Genomic DNA, 16,981 nt, shown 5'->3' on the forward strand with positions numbered 1-16,981 from the left:
GTGCTGCTATGATCGCCCGGCTTGCGGACCTTTTCCCGGAGATCGCCGGCCCATCCGCCGACCAGACCGTGTCGGCGTTGACCGCCGACAGCCGGCAGGTCGCGCCGGGCGTCGTGTTCGTCGCGGTGCCCGGCACGAAGGCCGACGGCCGCCTGTTCGCCGCGCAGGCCGCCGCACGCGGCGCCGTCGCGGTGGCCGGGGAGGGGGACCGCCCCGCGGACCTGCCCGAGGCGGTCGCCTGGATCGCCGTGGCGGATGCCCGCCGCGCGCTGGCGCTCGCCGCCGCGCGACTTGCGGGTGCACAGCCCGCCACCGTCCTGGCGGTCACCGGCACCGCGGGGAAAAGTTCGGTTGCCGACTTCGTCCGTCAGATCCTGTCCCGGCTCGGCCGCGACGCCGCGAGCCTCGGCACCGTCGGGATCGTCACCGATCGCGGTGCGGAATACGGCTCGCTGACGACCCCTGACCCGGTGACGCTGCACCAGACCCTGGCCAGGCTCACCCGCGAGGGCGTCACGGACCTCGCCATGGAAGCGTCCTCCCATGGGATCGAGCAACGCCGCCTCGACGGCGTGCGTCTCGCGGCAGCCGGCTTCACCAATCTCGGCCGCGACCACCTCGATTATCACGCCAGCATCGAGGAGTACCTGGCGGCCAAGCTGCACCTGTTCACCGACTTGCTGCCGCAAGGCTGCCCGGCGATCGTCAACGCCGACGGCGCCTATGCCGAGCGGGTGATCGCGGCGGCTGAGGGCGCAGGGCGGTCGGTACGCACGGTCGGACGGGCGGGAACGGATATCCGCCTCGTCTCAACGGGGACCGACGGCTTCACCCAGGCGATCACGCTTCTGCATGAGGGTGTGACCCGCACGGTGCGCCTTCCTCTCGTCGGCGACTTCCAGGTCGAGAACGCCCTGGTGGCGGCCGGCCTGGCACTCGCGACCCCGGCCGGCGCCGCCGACCCGGACGGCGTGTTCGCGGCCCTCAGCCACCTCACCGGCGTACCCGGCCGGATGGAGCGGATCGGCGAGGCGGGGGGCGGCCTGTGCCTGGTCGACTATGCCCACAAGCCCGAGGCACTAGAGAGCGTGCTGACCGCGTTGCGGCCGTTCGCGTCCGGCCGGCTCATGGTGGTGTTCGGCTGCGGCGGCGACCGCGACCGGGGCAAGCGCCCGCTGATGGGGGCGATCGCAGAGCGCCTGGCGGATGTCGTGATCGTCACCGACGACAATCCCCGCACAGAGGAACCCCACGCGATCCGGCGGGCGATCCTGGCGGCGGCGCCCAATGCGGAAGAAATCGGCGACCGGGCCGAGGCGATTGGCTCGGCCGTGCGGCGGCTCGGACCCGGCGACGTGCTGGTCGTCGCCGGCAAAGGCCATGAAACCGGCCAGATCGTGGGAGATCGGACGCTGCCGTTCTCGGACCACGAGGTCCTGCGCGCCGCCATCGCCGAGGCCGCACGCTGATGGCGCGGCCAGATGGTGACCGGGGGCTGACATGACTGCACTCTGGACCCGCGACGAACTCGAAACCGCCACAGGCGGGCGCTTGCTCGGCGAAGGGCGCCCGATCGGCGGCGCGTCGATCGACACCCGCACGCTGCAGCCGGGCGACCTGTTCTTCGCCATCAGAGGCGAAGCGCGCGACGGCCACGACTTCGTCGCGAGCGCCCTCGGGCGCGGCGCCGGCGCCGCCGTGGTCAGCGAGGCCCGCGCCACGGATCTGACCGCCCACGGCCCGGTGCTGGCGGTCCCGGAATCGGGGGCGGACCCGGTCCTGACCGCCATGACCCGTCTGGGCGAAGCCGCCCGGGCGCGCACCGACGCAAAGGTCGTGGCGGTGACCGGCTCAGTCGGCAAGACCGGGACCAAGGAGGCCCTTCGCCACGTGCTGGCGGGGCAGGGCGAGACCCACGCCTCGGCAGCCTCCTACAACAACCATTGGGGCGTGCCCCTTACGCTCGCCCGGATGCCGCGTGCCACCCGCTACGGCGTGTTCGAGATCGGCATGAACCACCCGGCCGAGATCGTGCCGCTGACCGCCCAGGTCCGGCCCGACATCGCGCTGATCACCACGGTCGAGCCGGTGCATATCGAGCATTTCGCCTCGGTCGCAGCCATCGCGGACGCCAAGGGCGAGATCTTCTCCGGCATCGAACCCGGCGGCGTGGCGATCATCAATCGCGACGGCGAGCATTACGACCGCTTGATCGCCCATGCGCGGGCGTCGCGCGCGGGCCGGGTCGTCAGCTTCGGCGAGCATCCGGACGCGGACGTGCGCGCCCAGACCATCGTGCTGCGCCCCGACCTGTCGGTGGTCGACGCCGTCGTGATGGGGCAGCCCGTCACCTACAAGCTCGGAACCGCCGGGCGGCATGCGGCGCTGAACTCGCTGGGCGTGATGGCGGTGGTCCACGTGCTCGGCGCCGATCTCGCAGAGGCGGCCCTGGCGCTCGCCGGGTTGAGTCCGCCAGTTGGGCGCGGCGAGCGCACCGCCCTCGAGATCGACGGCGGCACCGCCTACCTGGTCGATGAGAGCTACAACGCCAACCCGGCTTCGGTCCGAGCCGCGATCGCGACGCTCGCCGGCATCGAGACCGGCCCGCGCGGCCGCCGCATCGCGGTGCTGGGCGACATGCTGGAACTCGGCGCGACCTCCCACGACCTGCATCGCGGCCTCGCCGAGGCGATCGAGGCCGCCCGGATCGACCTGGTCTTCGCCTCCGGGCCGCTGATGCGCCACCTGTTCGAAGCGCTGCCGGTGAGCCGCCGCGGCGGCGTCGCCGACACCGCAGCCGACTTGATCGAGCCGCTGACCCGCAACCTCCGGTCCGGCGATGCCGTGATGGTCAAGGGATCGAACGGCAGCCGCATGGGGCGGATTGTCGATGTGCTGAAAGCCCGCTACGCGGTCGACCCGGCGCGGCGCGGAATGGCCGCCGCCCCGTGATCCGTCCGTGATCCGCCCCATGATCGGCACGCCCGAGCGTTCGCGACGATCGGTGCCGCTCCCCGAAACCCGCGCCTGAACAAAGGGGCCGAGCGCCCGGATGCTGTACCTTCTCTCGGAACTGAGCGGCACGTTCTCGCCGCTCAACGTCTTCCGCTACATCACTTTCCGCACCGGCGGCGCGCTGTTCACGGCGGGCCTGTTCGTGTTCTGGTTCGGGCCGTGGATCATCTCCCTTCTGCGCCTGCGCCAGGGCAAGGGCCAGCCGATCCGGGAGGACGGGCCGCAGACGCACCTGCTGACCAAGCGCGGCACGCCGACCATGGGCGGGCTGATGATCCTGGCTGGCGCCGTCGTGGCGATCCTGCTCTGGGCCAACCCGCGCAATCACTACGTGTGGGTGACCCTGACCGTCACCCTCGGCTTCGGGGCGATCGGCTTCTATGACGACTACCTCAAGGTGACGAAGCAGTCGCACAAGGGCTTTTCCGGCAAGTTCCGGCTGTCGCTGGAAGCGATGATCGCCATCGCGGCGTGCACGATCGTCTCCGTCTATTCGCCGGCCGCCCTGCAGAACCAGCTCGCCTTTCCCGTGTTCAAGGACGCGCTGCTGAATCTCGGCTGGTTCTACGCCCTGTTCGGCGCCTTCGTGATCGTCGGCGCCGGCAACGCCGTGAACATGACCGATGGCCTCGACGGCCTGGCGATCGTGCCGGTGATGATTGCGTGCGGCACCTTCGGAATCATCGCGTATCTCGTCGGCAACTCGTTCACCGCGAGCTATCTCCAGGTGAACTATGTCCGCGACAGCGGCGAACTCGCAGTCGTCTGCGGCGCAGTGATCGGCGCCGGCCTCGGCTTCCTCTGGTTCAACGCGCCGCCCGCCCAGATCTTCATGGGCGACACCGGCTCGCTGGCGCTGGGCGGCCTACTCGGCACCATCGCGGTGGCGACCAAGCACGAGATCGTCCTGGCCATCGTCGGCGGCCTGTTCGTCCTGGAAATGATGTCGGTGATCATCCAGGTCGCGTCGTTCAAGCTCACCGGCAAGCGCGTCTTCCGGATGGCGCCGATCCACCACCATTTCGAGCAGAAGGGCTGGAAAGAGCCGCAGGTCGTGATCCGGTTCTGGATCATCGCGGTCATCCTGGCGCTCGCGGGCCTCGCGACCCTGAAGCTGCGCTGAGAAATTGTGCTAGACTATGTACCACTACGGCCGATCCCAATCGGGCCCTCATCCTGAGGTGCGGCCGCGAAGCGGGCGCCTCGAAGGAGCCCTCCAGCCGGCCGCGTGACCCCTGGAGGGCTCCTTCGAGGCCCGCTGGCGCAGGCACCTCAGGATGAGGGGGGTTGGGTGGGATCGGCGATGTTTCCACGTTGAATTGAGTTTCCCATGACACCCGTCACCGTCTTCGCGGGCCAGAAGGTCGCTCTGTTCGGGCTCGGCGGCTCGGGGCTGGCCACGGCCAACGCGCTGAAGGCCGGCGGCGCCGAGGTGATCGCCTGGGACGACAACGCCGACAGCGTGGCGCGCGCGCAGGATGCGGGCCTGGGCACACAGGATCTGCGCGAGGCCGACTGGTCCGACTTCATGGCCCTGGTGCTCAGCCCCGGCGTGCCGCTGACCCATCCGGAGCCACACTGGACCGTCCGGCTCGCCCGCGAGGCCGGGGTCGAGATCATCGGTGATATCGAGCTGTTCTGCCGGGAGCGCCGGGCGCAGTCGCCCGAGGCGCCGTTGGTGGCGATCACCGGCACCAACGGCAAGTCGACCACCACGGCGCTGATCGCCCACGTGCTCGCGCAAGCCGGGCGCGACGTGCAGATGGGCGGCAACATCGGCACCGCGATCCTGTCGCTGGCGCCGCCGGATGCCGGCCGCGTCCACGTGATCGAGATGTCGTCGTTTCAGATCGACCTGACCCCGGGTCTCGACCCCACGGTCGGGGTGCTGATGAACATCACGCCGGACCATCTCGACCGCCACGGCACCATGGAGCAGTACGCCGCCATCAAGGAGCGCCTGATCGCCGGCGCCGGACTGGCGGTGGTCGGGATCGACGACGGCCCGAGCCGGGCGATCGCCGAGCGGCGCGCCGGTGACCTCGTGCGGGTCCACGTACCCGCCGGCGACGCGCTCTGCGCCGACGCCGTGACGGTGCGCGACGGCATCGTCCGCGATCCCGACGGGACGGCTTTGGCCGACGTCAACGGCATCGGGTCGCTGCGCGGTGCCCACAACTGGCAGAACGCGGCGGTGGCGGTGGCGGTGGCCCGGGCGCTCGGGCTGACGCCCGAGGCGATCCAGGCCGGCCTGTCCTCGTTCCCGGGGCTGCCGCACCGGATGGAGGAGGTCGGGCGGCGCGGCGCCGTGCTGTTCGTCAACGATTCCAAGGCGACCAACGCGGATTCCACCGAGAAGGCGCTGACCGCTTTCCGGGACATCCACTGGATCCTCGGCGGCAAGGCCAAGGAGGGCGGCATCTTCCCGCTGGTGCCGTATTTCCAGCGGGTCGCCCATGCCTACCTGATCGGCGCGGCCTCGGACGCCTTCGCGGCCACCCTGGAAGGGGTCGTGCCCTACACGCGCTGCGAGACCCTCGACGTCGCGGTCCCCAGGGCCGCCGAGAACGCCGCCGCTTCGGGCGCCCCGGAGCCGGTGGTGCTGCTCTCGCCAGCCTGCGCCTCCTACGACCAGTTCCGCAACTTCGAGATCCGCGGTGACAGGTTCCGGGCGTTGGTGCAGGCGCTGCCCTGAGGGCATCGATCAGCAGGGTTTCGAAAGGTCGGGTACCGTTTGCGAGTGCGGAGCCCCACCGAAGGGATGAGCCCTTTGTAAACCCGGTCCGGGTCGGTCAGCGCGCCAACACCCTGGCGGCGTCCCGCGTGGTCGCCACCGCCTCGGAGACGTCGGCCACGGCTTGCGCGATCGCCCCGATATTGCCGGTTATCGCCGTGACCGCGCCGGCGGCACTCTGCATGCTCTCGGCGAGGTCGCGGGTTACCGCGCTCTGCTCTTCAATGGCCGCTGCGGTGGACACCACGGTCTCGCGCATCACCGAGACCGAGGCCCCGATCGAGCCGAGCGCGACGACGACCTCCTGCGAGACCTGCTGGACGCTGGCGATCTCACTGTTGATCTGCCCGGTGGCGCGGGCCGCTTGGTCGGCGAGCGCCTTCACCTCGCTTGCCACCACTGCGAAGCCGCGGCCGGCCTCGCCGGCTCGCGCTGCCTCGATGGTGGCGTTGAGCGCCAGCAGGTTGATCTGGCCGGCGATGCTCTGGATCAGGCCGACGATGCTGGACATCGCAGTCGCGCTGTCGGCGAGCCTCTTGGTGTGGCCGTCCGCCTCGCGCACGCAGGTATAGGCGGTATCGGTGGCGCCCTGAGAGCGCACGATGCTCTGGGACATCTCGGCGACGGAGGCGGCGAGTTCCTCGGCCGCCGCCGCCACGGTCTGGACATTGCCGGAGGTCGAGTCCGCCGCCGAGGAGGCCAGGCGGGCGGCATCCGTGGAATGCAGGACCGCGTGCTCGATTGCGCCGAAATTGGTGTCGATCAGCCTGCGGAGGTCGGCCAGCAGGCGGACCTGATCGGTGATGTCGGTGGCGAACTTCACCACCTTGTAGGGTCGGCCCCCGGCGTCGAGGATCGGGTTGTAGGACGCCTGAATCCAGATCTCCCGACCGTCCTTGCCGAGGCGGCGGAACTGCGCGGCCTGATAGGTACCGTTGCGCAAAGCCGCCCAGAACGCCCGGTAGGCCTCGCTGTCCCGGTAGCCCGCCTCGACGAACAGGCTGTGGTGCTGCCCGACCACCTCGTCGCGGCCGTAGCCCATCGCGGTAAGGAAGTTGTCGTTGGCTTCGAGGACCATGCCATCGAGGTCGAAGGCGATCACCGCCTGGACCTTGTGGATCGCGGCGATCTGACCGGCGCGGTCGGCCTCCTCGGTGCGCTGCCGGGTGATGTCGGTGGCGAACTTCACCACCTTGTAGGGCCGGCCACGGGCGTCGAGCATCGGGTTGTAGGACGCCTGGATCCAGATCGGCCGCCCGCCGCGGCCGACCCGACGGAACTGGCCGGATTCGAACCCGCCGCCGCGCAGGCGCTCCCAGAACGCCCGGTAATCCGCCGAATCACGATATTCCGGGTCCACGAACAGGCTGTGATGCTGCCCGACCACCTCCGGCAGGGTGTATCCGACCGCGTCGAGGAAATTGCCGTTCGCCGACAGGATGCGGCCGTCGAGATCGAACTCGATGAGCCCCTGGACGCGGTCGAGGGCCGCCAGCTTGGCCTGCGCTTCACGGACCTTCAGAGCAGCGAACATCTCGAACCGACTTCTGCTGTGCGGATCGGGCCTGGCAAAGCGGCGCATGCAACACGCCGGTCTCCGATCCTGGTGGGGATACACCTCCAAGTTGCACAACGAGAATTAACATTCGATGACATCGTCCACAGTATACCTCGGACGAATACGGTACTTCTTCCGCGCTGGGGAATCCCGGGCCGCACCAGGCTCAGCCGGCCATAAGGCTCCGTTTACCATTCCCCCACAGGATCGACTCGACCGACGCGGACCGGCCTCCGCGCGGCCTGGAGTCGTTGCCCGGCATGATCTCACGCGCGGAACGCACACCCCTCACCGACTGGTGGTGGACGGTGGACCGCGGGCTGCTCGCGGCGCTGTTCGCGCTGATGGTGGCCGGCCTAGTCTTCCTGATGGGCGGCGGCCCACCGGTCGCCGAGCGCATCGGCCTGCCGACCTTCTACTTCCTCAACCGGCAGGCGCTATACCTTGCGCCAACCATCCTGCTGATCTGCGCCGTGTCATTCCTGTCCCTGCGCGGGGTCCGGCGGTTGGCGCTGGTCACCTGGATCTGCGGCGTCGCGCTCTGCCTGCTCGCCGGCAAGTTCGGCCCGGAGATCAAGGGCGCGCATCGCTGGATCCAGTTCGGACCGATCGGCCTGCAGCCGTCGGAATTCGTCAAGCCGGCCTTCGTGGTCGTGGCGGCCTGGGCCTTCTCGGAGGGCGCGCAACGCCGCGACATGCCGGGCGGCTTCCTGGCGATGCTGCTCCTGCCGATCACCATCGTGCCGCTGCTGCTGCAGCCCGATTTCGGCCAGACCATGCTGATCACCATGGTGTGGTGCGCGCTGTTCTTCGTCGCCGGCCTGCACCTGATCTGGGTCGCGCTGCTCGGCGTGCTCGGGCTCGGCGGCGTGTTCGCGGCCTACCTGTTCTTCCATCACGTCCGCGAGCGCTTCAACAAGTTCCTCGACCGCGATTCCGGCGGCGGCTTCCAGGATTTCTGGTCGCGGGAATCGTTCCGCTCGGGCGGCTGGTTCGGCACCGGCCCGGGGGAGGGGGTGGCCAAGCGGCACCTACCGGACGCACATACCGACTTCATCTTCTCCGTAACGGGCGAGGAATTCGGCGTGATCGTCTGCCTGTGCCTCGTCGGCCTGTTCGCTTTCATCGTGCTGCGCGGCCTCAAGCTCGCCCGGCGCACAGACGACACCTTCTCGCGCCTTGCGATCACCGGGCTGACCACCCTGTTCGGGCTCCAGGCCTGCATCAACATGGCGGTGAACACCCAGCTGATGCCGGCCAAGGGCATGACCCTGCCGTTCGTCTCCTTCGGCGGCTCGTCGATGATCTCCCTGGCGCTCGGCACGGGCTTTCTGGTTGCGCTGACCCGCAAACGCCCACGCACCGTCCTGCTCAGCCAGAAGCCACCCGGCACCGCCTCGGCCACCGTCGCCGGAGTGATGCGATGACGGTCTTCACACCCACGATCCTGCTCTGCGCGGGCGGCACCGGCGGCCACCTGTTCCCGGCCGAGAGTCTCGCCCACGCCCTGCGCGCCCGCGGCATCCGAGTGGCGCTCGCCACAGACGCCCGGGTCGACGCGATCTCGGGCGAGTTCCCGGCCTCGGAGGTGATCACGATCGCCTCGGCGACACCCTCGGGCCGCTCGCCCCTGAAGCGGGCCGGTGCCGTGCTGACGCTCGGCCGCGGCTTCGGCATCGCCGCCCGGGAGATCCGGCGGATCAACCCGGCCGCAATCGTCGGCTTCGGCGGCTACCCGACCGTACCGCCGGTCCTCGCCGGCCAGATCCTGCGGGTGCCGACGGTGCTGCACGAGCAGAACGCCGTGATGGGCCGGGCCAACGCCTTCCTGGCGCGGGGCGCGCGGACCATCGCCACCGGCTTCAAGGATGTCCGCGGCGTGCCCGACAAGGCGCGCGCCCCCCGCATCCACACCGGCAACCCGCTCCGCCCGGCGGTGATCGAGGCGGCCAAGGTTCCATACCCGCCGCTCGGCGACCGCGATGCCCTCCGGCTCCTGGTGTTCGGCGGCAGCCAGGGCGCCCGGGTCATGGGCGAGGTCGTGCCCGAGGCGATCGAGCGCCTGCCCGCCGACCTGCGCGGCCGCCTGCACCTCGTCCAGCAGGTCCGGCCAGAGGACTTGACCGCGGTGCAGAACCGCTACCTCGCCCTCGGACTCGCCGGGCTCGAGGCCGCTCCGTTCTTCAAGGATCTGCCGGCCCGGATGGCGGCGAGCCACCTCGTGGTCTCGCGATCGGGCGCCTCCACCGTGTCGGAGCTCGCGGCGATCGGCCGGCCCTCGATCCTGGTGCCGCTGCCCGGCTCCCTCGATCAGGACCAGGCCGCCAACGCCGCGACCCTCGACGCGATCGGCGCGGCGCTCGCCCTGAAGCAGACCGCGTTCACACCGGATCGCCTCGCGGCCGAGCTGGTCGCCTGCTTCGAGACGCCGGCAAAATTGACCGCGGCGGCCGATGCGGCCAGAAGCGCCGGCATTCACGATGCCGCCGAGCGGTTGGCCGAGGTCGTCATCGAGACGGCCACCCGTGGGTAGCAATGGGGTTTCCGAAGGGCTCAGCCCTCTGGCGGGGTATCGGGGCGAAGCCCGACGGCGGGGCTCCACCCTGCACCCGCAAAAGGTCCCAGACCTTTTGAAACCATGACGTTACGGAAGGCACGAAACAGATGAAGCTGCCCGACAAGCTCGGCCCCATCCACTTCATCGGCATCGGCGGCATCGGCATGTCCGGCATCGCCGAGGTGATGAGCAACCTCGGCTACACGGTCCAGGGCTCCGACGCCTCGGACAACGCCAACGTCCGCCGGCTGGCCGAGAAGGGAATCCGCACCTTCGTCGGCCACCAGGCCGAGAACGTGGACGCGGCCGCCCTGGTGGTGGTCTCGACCGCGATCCGCCGGGACAACCCGGAGCTGCAGGCCGCCCGCGAGCGCCGGCTGCCCGTGGTCCGGCGCGCCGAGATGCTGGCCGAGCTGATGCGCTTCAAGTCCTGCGTCGCCATCGCGGGCACCCACGGCAAGACCACCACGACCTCGCTGGTCGCGACTCTGCTCGACGCCGGCAGCCTGGACCCGACCGTGATCAACGGCGGCATCATCAACGCCTACGGGACCAACGCCCGCATGGGCGAGGGCGACTGGATGGTGGTGGAGGCCGACGAGTCCGACGGGACCTTCCTCAAGCTGCCCGCCGATGTCGCCATCGTCACCAACATCGACCCTGAGCATCTCGACCATTTCGGTTCGTTCGAGGCGGTGAAGGACGCGTTCCGGCGCTTCATCGACAACATCCCGTTCTACGGCTTCGCGGTGATGTGCACCGATCATCCGGTGGTGCAGGACATGGTCGGCCACATCGAGGACCGGCGCATCATCACGTACGGCGAGAATCCCCAGGCCGACGTGCGCCTGCTGGATGTGGATCTGAAGGGCGGCCAGAGCCGCTTCCGCGTGATGATCCGAGACCGGCGTCCGGGCTTCCGCATGGAGATGGAAGATCTCGTCCTGCCGATGCCGGGCAAGCACAACGCGCTGAACGCCACCGCGGCGCTCGCCGTCGCCAACGAGCTCGGCGTCTCGCACGACGCCATCCGTCGGGCGCTGGCGGGCTTCGGCGGGGTCAAGCGTCGCTTCACCCGCACCGGCGAGTGGAACGGCGCCACGATCTTCGACGATTACGGGCACCATCCGGTGGAGATCAAGGCGGTGCTCAAGGCGGCCCGTGCCTCAACCGACGGCAACGTCATCGCGGTGGTGCAGCCGCACCGCTACACCCGCCTCGCCTCGCTGTTCGACGATTTCTGCACCTGCTTCAACGACGCCGACACCGTGATCGTCGCCCCGGTCTACACGGCCGGCGAGTCGCCGATCGAAGGCGCCGACCGGGACGCGCTCGTCGCGGGCCTGCGCTCCCGCGGCCACCGCGACGCCCGCCCCCTGGAGCGGCCCGAGGAGCTGGCCGGCATCGTGGCCGAACTCGCCAAGCCCACCGACTACGTCGTGTGCCTCGGCGCCGGCACCATCACGCAATGGGCCTACGCGCTGCCGGGCGAACTCGCCGCGCGGGGGAAGTGAGCGGGATGGGCGTCGATCAGGCTGAGTCCGGCATGAGGTCTTCGACATCGATGTCGAGCGCCCGTGCCAGCCGTTCGTAGACGGCAGGATCGGCCGTGCCCGCGCCAGTTTCGAGATCGATGAGTTTCACCTCGGGCACCGACCCGTCGCGCGACAGCACCGCAATCGTCATGCCCCGCCGGGCACGCCAGAACGCCAGGGGACACGGTGCCGCGCGCAGGGCTTCGAGATCGGCCTCGTCCAGAAGCTCGTTCTCGCCGCCGTCCAGGCGCCGCTGCGACTCGTCGATGACGCGTGCGTCGAGGGTGTCTTCCGCCAGCTCGCGCAACCGCTCGAGTCTCGCCTCCGGCAGGATCACGATGGCTTCTCCGGAGGGCGTCCGGGTTCTGACGATGGTCACGGGCAGCATCCTAGCCCTAGATCGAGCCGCGCGGGCCGACGGCGTGGACAATGATCCGATCCGCCTCGGTCGTGAAGACCGCACGCCAATCCCCGACTCGCAATCGGTACCGCTCTCCTGCGCCTTTCAGTGCCTCCACGTTGGTGGCGAGGCTGTCGGGATCCTGCGCATAGAGTTGAAGCTTCTGCCGGGTCAGGTCTTCGGTCGGCTTCGGCATCCGATTGAGGCTACGGGCGGCCGCACGGGTGAAGCTCAGGCTTCTGCCGGTATCGTTCGCCATCCCGCCCCGATTCCCTCAAGCGAGCCGGTTGATCCGGTCCAAAGCTTAGCATGACCGCATCGCTCCACGATCGAATCCGCGCCGCCGCGCCGGCCCTGCGCGGGCGCCTGCTGGCCGACCAGCCGCTGGCCGACCTCACCTGGTTCCGCGTCGGTGGCCCGGCGGAGGTGCTGTTCACCCCGGCGGACGAGGAGGATCTCGCGCACCTCCTCGCAGCCCTGGAGCCCGACGTGCCGGTCACGGTGATCGGCCTCGGCTCCAACCTGATCGTCCGCGACGGCGGGGTGCCGGGCGTGGTCATCCGGCTCGGCGGCAAGGCGTTCGGCGGGATCGCGATCGACGGCGACGCCCTGCAGGTCGGTACCGCCGTTCCGGACATGCGCCTCGCGAAGGCGGCGGCCGAGGCCGGGCTCGACGGGCTCGCGTTCTACCGGGGCATTCCGGGCTCGATCGGGGGCGCCCTGCGGATGAATGCGGGTGCCCATGGCGGCGAGACCACGGACGTCCTGGTCGAGGCGCACGGCGTCGACAGGAGCGGAGCGCTACGCCGCTTCAGCCACGCCGAGATGGGTTTTTCCTACCGGCATTCCGACGCGCCCGAGGACGTCGTTTTTACTCGTGCGTTGTTGCGCGGAACACCCGGGGACCGCACCGCGATCGAGGCCGAGATGGAGCGGGTCACCGCGGCCCGCGAGGCCGCGCAACCGATCCGCGAGCGCACCGGCGGCTCGACCTTCGCCAATCCGGAGGGCGGCAAGGATCCGACGATGAAGGCCTGGCAACTCGTCGATGCCGCCGGCTGCCGCGGCCTGACGCGGGGCGGTGCCCAGGTCTCGCCGATGCATTGCAACTTCCTGATCAACACCGGTGGCGCCACCGCTGCCGATATCGAGGGGCTGGGCGAGGAGGTCCGGCGTCGGGTGCGGGAGACCAGCGGTGTCGCTCTGCGCTGGGAGATCCGGCGGATCGGCGTGGCCTCTGAGCCGGTAAGCCAGTAAGTTGTAAGTCGCGGCGAGGAACCGATGCGATGCCGGACACGAGCGCCCGCACCGCCTACTCGAAGATGTCGGTGACGAGTCAGACCGTGCTGCCCGCAGAGGTGCGCGAGCGCCTCGCCCTCGGACCCGGTGATCGCGTGCGCTACCGGATCACGCCGGAGGGTATCCAGATCGACAAGGCTCCCCCGGCGGGCGAGGATCCGTTCGTGGCGTTCACACAATGGGGCGGCGCCATCGACGACGAAGATTATGCCGACCGCTAACGCCTTGGATTTCCCCGCCGGCTCGGTCGTGGTTGTCCCGTTACCCTCTTCGGACCGGCTGGCCGAGAAGCGGCACCCCGCCGTCGTCGTCTCTGGAGCCGCGGTGGCGCGGGCCGGTTATGTTTGGATCGCGATGATCACGAGCGCCCGAAACGCCGGCATGGCCGGCGACATCCCGATCGCGGATCTCGGTGCGGCCGGGCTCGGCGTCGCCTCCACGGTCCGCCTCTTCAAGATCGCCTGCATCGAACCCGGCCGCGTCCTTCGCGGCATCGGCGATCTGCCACCGGTCACCGCGAAGGCGGTCTTTGCCGCGATCCATGACTGGGTCGGCCCAGCGTGACTCGATCCTCGACCCAGACTTCCCCGGAGCCCACCATGTCCAAGCACGTCGCCGTCCTCCTGGGCGGCACCTCCGCCGAGCGCGAGGTCTCGCTCAGCTCCGGCGCGGCCTGCGCCACAGCGCTCGAAGGGGAGGGGTACCGGGTCACCCGGGTCGATGTCGGGCCGGACATCGCTTCGGTGCTCACCGAGTTGCGGCCGGACGTGGCCTTCAACGCCCTGCACGGCCCAGACGGGGAGGACGGCACGATCCAGGGCCTGCTGGAGATCCTGAAGATTCCGTACACCCATTCGGGCGTGCTCGCCTCGGCGCTCGCCATGAACAAGGAGCGGGCAAAGACGGTGCTGCACGCCGCCGGCGTGGACGTGCCGGCGGGTCGGATCGTTAACCGCTTCGAGGCCGCGAAAAACCACCCCCTGCCGCCGCCCTACGTGGTCAAGCCGATCGCGGAGGGCTCGTCCGTGGGGGTCATCATCGTCCGCGACGGCCGGTCGCACCCGCCTCAGATCCTCGCCTCCGAGGACTGGACCTTCGGCGAGCAAGTCCTTGCAGAACCTTACATAGCGGGTCGCGAACTCACCTGCGGGGTGATGGGCGACAAGGCACTCGGGGTGATCGAGGTGAAGGCCGCCACGGGGGACTGGTACGACTACGACGCGAAGTACGCTCCGGGGGGCTCGGTGCACGTGCTGCCGGCCGAACTTAAACCAAATGTTTACCAGCGTGTCCAAGAGTTGTCGTTAACGGCGCATCAAGCACTGGGCTGCCGGGGCGTCAGCCGTGCCGACCTTCGCTACGACGACACACCGGGTGGAACCGGTTTGCTCGTCGTGCTGGAGGTCAACACGCAACCCGGCATGACCCAGACGAGCCTTGTGCCGGAGATGGCGGCCCATGCGGGTCTTGGTTTCGGTGAGCTCGTCCGATGGATGGTGGAGGACGCTTCTCTGAATCGCTGAGCGGCGGTGACGCGGCCGGTCGAAGCCTTCCCGCGCGCCTCGTCGGCGCCGCGTTGGACCGGCTCACCGGACGCGCTCCCAACCGCTCTCTCTCGGTGCGCCGGTCCCGCAAGGGCCAGCTCCTGAGTGAGCGCTTGCCCCGCGGCGTCGGTACCGTGGGCGTCTCCGTGTCCCTCGCTGCCGTGGCCTTCGCCGGCTTCGTGGCGAGCGGGCGCTACGAGTCCTTCGTTGCCGAGCAGGGCCGCCCCCTGGACATCGCCGCACGGGTCCTCGGCTTCGGCGTCGAGCGCGTGACCATCTCGGGCATCTCCCGGATGTACGAGCGCGAGGTGCTATCGGCGGCCGGCATCGACTGGCGCTCCTCGGTCCCGTTCCTGGACGTCGTGGCGGTGCGCGAGAAGCTGCTCGCCGTGCCGCTGATCGCCCAGGCTTCGGTCCGCAAGATCTATCCGAACGAGATCGCGATCACCCAGGTCGAGCGCGAGCCCGCTGCCCTCTGGCAGAAGAACGGCGAGATCAACGTGATCGCCGCCGACGGGACCGTGATCGACGCGATGCGGGACGACCGCTACGCCAGCCTGCCGCTCGTGGTCGGCGACGACGCCAACAACAAGCTGCCCGAATATCTCGCCCTCATCGCCGCCGCCGGTCCGCTCTCCGAGCGGATCAAGGCCGGGACCTACGTCTCGGGCCGGCGCTGGACTCTCAAGCTCGACGGCGTGGACGTGCGCCTGCCCGAGATCGATCCGGCCGCGGCGCTCGCCCGCCTCGTCCGGTTCGAGCGCGAGGCCGGCCTGCTCGAAAAGGACATCATCGCGGTGGATCTGCGCATGCCCGACCGCCTGGTGGTGCGCCTGACCGAGGAGGCCGCCGCCGCCCGTGCGGAAGCCCAGAAGGCGAAGAAGAAGGGCGCAGCCAGCTGATGCCCTCAACCGCGATCTCCGCCCGTCCCGCCTTCTGCGTCCGGTAGTGTCAATGCACAGCCAACACGGCCTCACGCCGCGCCTGAAGCCGCTCTCCGCCCGGCGCTCGACCACCCTGTCGGTGCTCGATATCGGCACCAGCAAGGTCGTCTGCCTCATCGCCGAGCTGCAGCCGGCCGAGGCGCTCTCGACCCTGCGCGGCCGGACGCACCTCGCCCGCATCATCGGCATCGGCCACCAGCGCTCGCTGGGGCTGAAGGGCGGGGCGATCGTCGATCTCGCCGCCGCCGAGGGTGCGATCCGCCAGGCGGTCCACGCCGCCGAGCGGATGGCCAAAGTCGAGGTCCAGTCGGTCATCGTCAACATGTCGGGCGGCCGGCTCGCCTCGCAGCATTTCCAGGCCCGGGTGAACACCCGCTCCGGCACCGTCACCGGCAGCGATGTCGAGCGGGTGCTGGAGACGGCGAGCGCCCACGGCGTCAGCCCCGGCCGGGCCGTGCTTCATGCGCTGCCCACCGGCTACGCACTGGACGGGCAGGGCGCAGTGATCGATCCGTCGGGCATGATCGGGGAGGCCCTCGGGGTCGACCTGCATGTCGTGACGAGCGAGCTCGCCGCCGCCCGCAACGTCATGCTGGCGGTCGAGCATTGCCATCTCGGGGTCGAGGCGGTGATCGCGACGCCCTACGCCGCCGGGCTCTCGGCCCTGGTGGACGACGAGGCGGAGATGGGCGTGTGCGTCGTCGACATGGGCGGCGGCACGACCAGCGTCGGAGTGTTCTCGGGCGGCCACCTCGTCCACGTGGACGCGGTGGCGGTCGGCGGGCACCACGTCACCATGGATATCGCCCGGGGGCTCTCCACCCGCATGGCCGCGGCCGAGCGGCTGAAGACCCTCTACGGCTCGGCCCTCTCCACCCCGTCCGACGATCGCGACATGATCGCCGTGCACGGGGTCGGCGAGGACGAGGGCGAGGCCCCGGCCCACATCCCGCGCTCGCAGCTGGTGCGGATCATCAAGCCGCGGGTCGAGGAGGTGGTCGAACTGGTCCGCGACCGCCTGCGGGATGCCGGCTTTGCGGCCCAGGCCGGACGCCGGGTGGTGCTGACGGGGGGCGCCAGCCAGCTCGTCGGCCTGCCGGAGGTCGCCCGGCGCGTCCTCCAGGGTCAGGTCCGCATCGGCCGGCCGCTGGGGATCCGCGGCCTGCCCGAGGCGGCCAAGGGACCGGCCTTCTCGGCCGCCGTCGGCCTGCTGGTCTACCCGCAGGTGGCGCACGCCGAGCACTTCGAGCCGCGGGGGCACGGCGCCTTCGCGGCCACGGGATCGGACCGGTACATCAGCCGGGTCGGGCGCTGGCTCCGAGAGAGCTTCTAGAGTTTCACCGCCGCCTTCACGGGCGGGGGATCGAAAAAATATCGGCGCCGCAGCGCCGCACG

Annotated in this window: 16 protein-coding genes; 13 read left to right on the plus strand and 3 right to left on the minus strand. The window is 69.9% G+C overall.

From position 1 onward, the window contains the following. Positions 1-8: 8 nt before the first annotated feature. The 4 genes from AC0IY0_RS00285 (at position 9) to murD (ending at position 5,710) form a co-directional block, all read left to right on the plus strand. Positions 9-1,469, plus strand: a complete 1,461-nt coding sequence (locus AC0IY0_RS00285) for a UDP-N-acetylmuramoyl-L-alanyl-D-glutamate--2,6-diaminopimelate ligase (protein WP_471762775.1) — start codon at positions 9-11, stop codon at positions 1,467-1,469. A 31-nt stretch (positions 1,470-1,500) separates the two neighbouring features. After that, positions 1,501-2,952 (plus strand): UDP-N-acetylmuramoylalanyl-D-glutamyl-2,6-diaminopimelate--D-alanyl-D-alanine ligase, encoded by a 1,452-nt coding sequence (locus AC0IY0_RS00290; protein WP_471762776.1) that lies wholly within the window; start codon positions 1,501-1,503, stop codon positions 2,950-2,952. 100 nt (positions 2,953-3,052) lie between these two features. Then, the gene (gene mraY / locus AC0IY0_RS00295; RefSeq protein WP_147938133.1) at positions 3,053-4,138 is read left to right on the plus strand and encodes a phospho-N-acetylmuramoyl-pentapeptide-transferase; all 1,086 of its coding nucleotides are present in this window, start codon (positions 3,053-3,055) and stop codon (positions 4,136-4,138) included. A 207-nt stretch (positions 4,139-4,345) separates the two neighbouring features. Further along, a complete protein-coding gene (gene murD, locus AC0IY0_RS00300) occupies positions 4,346-5,710 on the plus strand; it encodes a UDP-N-acetylmuramoyl-L-alanine--D-glutamate ligase (RefSeq protein WP_471762777.1) in 1,365 nt (454 codons plus the stop codon). Positions 5,711-5,807: 97 nt separating this feature from the next. Here the strand turns inward: murD and AC0IY0_RS00305 are convergent, their stop codons facing one another. Beyond that, complete coding sequence (locus tag AC0IY0_RS00305) at positions 5,808-7,283, minus strand: methyl-accepting chemotaxis protein (RefSeq protein ID WP_147907440.1); 1,476 nt, start codon at positions 7,281-7,283, stop codon at positions 5,808-5,810. Positions 7,284-7,567: 284 nt separating this feature from the next. Between AC0IY0_RS00305 and AC0IY0_RS00310 the strand changes: the two genes are divergently transcribed. The 3 genes from AC0IY0_RS00310 (at position 7,568) to murC (ending at position 11,378) form a co-directional block, all read left to right on the plus strand. Continuing rightward, positions 7,568-8,734 carry an FtsW/RodA/SpoVE family cell cycle protein gene (locus tag AC0IY0_RS00310; protein WP_147907439.1) on the plus strand — a complete coding sequence of 389 codons (1,167 nt, stop codon included), beginning with the start codon at positions 7,568-7,570 and terminating at the stop codon, positions 8,732-8,734. Beyond that, positions 8,731-9,840, plus strand: a complete 1,110-nt coding sequence (gene murG, locus AC0IY0_RS00315; RefSeq protein ID WP_471762778.1) for an undecaprenyldiphospho-muramoylpentapeptide beta-N-acetylglucosaminyltransferase — start codon at positions 8,731-8,733, stop codon at positions 9,838-9,840. The genes AC0IY0_RS00310 and murG overlap by 4 nt, the downstream gene beginning before the upstream one ends. A gap of 131 nt (positions 9,841-9,971) precedes the next feature. Continuing rightward, entirely contained in the window at positions 9,972-11,378 is a 1,407-nt protein-coding gene (gene murC / locus AC0IY0_RS00320; protein ID WP_147854203.1) for a UDP-N-acetylmuramate--L-alanine ligase, read from the plus strand. Positions 11,379-11,394: 16 nt separating this feature from the next. Here the strand turns inward: murC and AC0IY0_RS00325 are convergent, their stop codons facing one another. Next, positions 11,395-11,787 (minus strand): transcriptional regulator, encoded by a 393-nt coding sequence (locus tag AC0IY0_RS00325; RefSeq protein ID WP_246692382.1) that lies wholly within the window; start codon positions 11,785-11,787, stop codon positions 11,395-11,397. A gap of 7 nt (positions 11,788-11,794) precedes the next feature. Continuing rightward, positions 11,795-12,058: a type II toxin-antitoxin system RelE family toxin gene (locus AC0IY0_RS00330; protein ID WP_471762780.1), complete on the minus strand. Its 264-nt coding sequence runs from the start codon at positions 12,056-12,058 to the stop codon at positions 11,795-11,797. Positions 12,059-12,108: 50 nt separating this feature from the next. Between AC0IY0_RS00330 and murB the strand changes: the two genes are divergently transcribed. From murB to ftsA, 6 genes are read left to right on the plus strand one after another with little or no spacing between them, the layout of a single operon-like run. Continuing rightward, complete coding sequence (gene murB, locus AC0IY0_RS00335) at positions 12,109-13,056, plus strand: UDP-N-acetylmuramate dehydrogenase (RefSeq protein ID WP_147907436.1); 948 nt, start codon at positions 12,109-12,111, stop codon at positions 13,054-13,056. 29 nt (positions 13,057-13,085) lie between these two features. Continuing rightward, positions 13,086-13,319 (plus strand): AbrB/MazE/SpoVT family DNA-binding domain-containing protein, encoded by a 234-nt coding sequence (locus AC0IY0_RS00340; protein WP_147907435.1) that lies wholly within the window; start codon positions 13,086-13,088, stop codon positions 13,317-13,319. Next, positions 13,306-13,662, plus strand: coding sequence for a type II toxin-antitoxin system PemK/MazF family toxin (locus tag AC0IY0_RS00345; protein WP_471762781.1), 357 nt, complete (start codon positions 13,306-13,308; stop codon positions 13,660-13,662). The genes AC0IY0_RS00340 and AC0IY0_RS00345 overlap by 14 nt, the downstream gene beginning before the upstream one ends. A 35-nt stretch (positions 13,663-13,697) precedes the next feature. Next, entirely contained in the window at positions 13,698-14,621 is a 924-nt protein-coding gene (locus AC0IY0_RS00350) for a D-alanine--D-alanine ligase (RefSeq protein ID WP_147938142.1), read from the plus strand. Then, positions 14,588-15,544: a cell division protein FtsQ/DivIB gene (locus AC0IY0_RS00355; protein WP_147907432.1), complete on the plus strand. Its 957-nt coding sequence runs from the start codon at positions 14,588-14,590 to the stop codon at positions 15,542-15,544. Before AC0IY0_RS00350 ends, AC0IY0_RS00355 begins: the two co-directional genes overlap by 34 nt. Before the next feature lie 52 nt (positions 15,545-15,596). Beyond that, positions 15,597-16,919 carry a cell division protein FtsA gene (gene ftsA, locus AC0IY0_RS00360; protein ID WP_147897292.1) on the plus strand — a complete coding sequence of 441 codons (1,323 nt, stop codon included), beginning with the start codon at positions 15,597-15,599 and terminating at the stop codon, positions 16,917-16,919. The last annotated feature ends 62 nt before the right edge of the window (positions 16,920-16,981 follow it).

It is taken from the genome of Methylobacterium sp. AC315, from assembly GCF_979253755.1.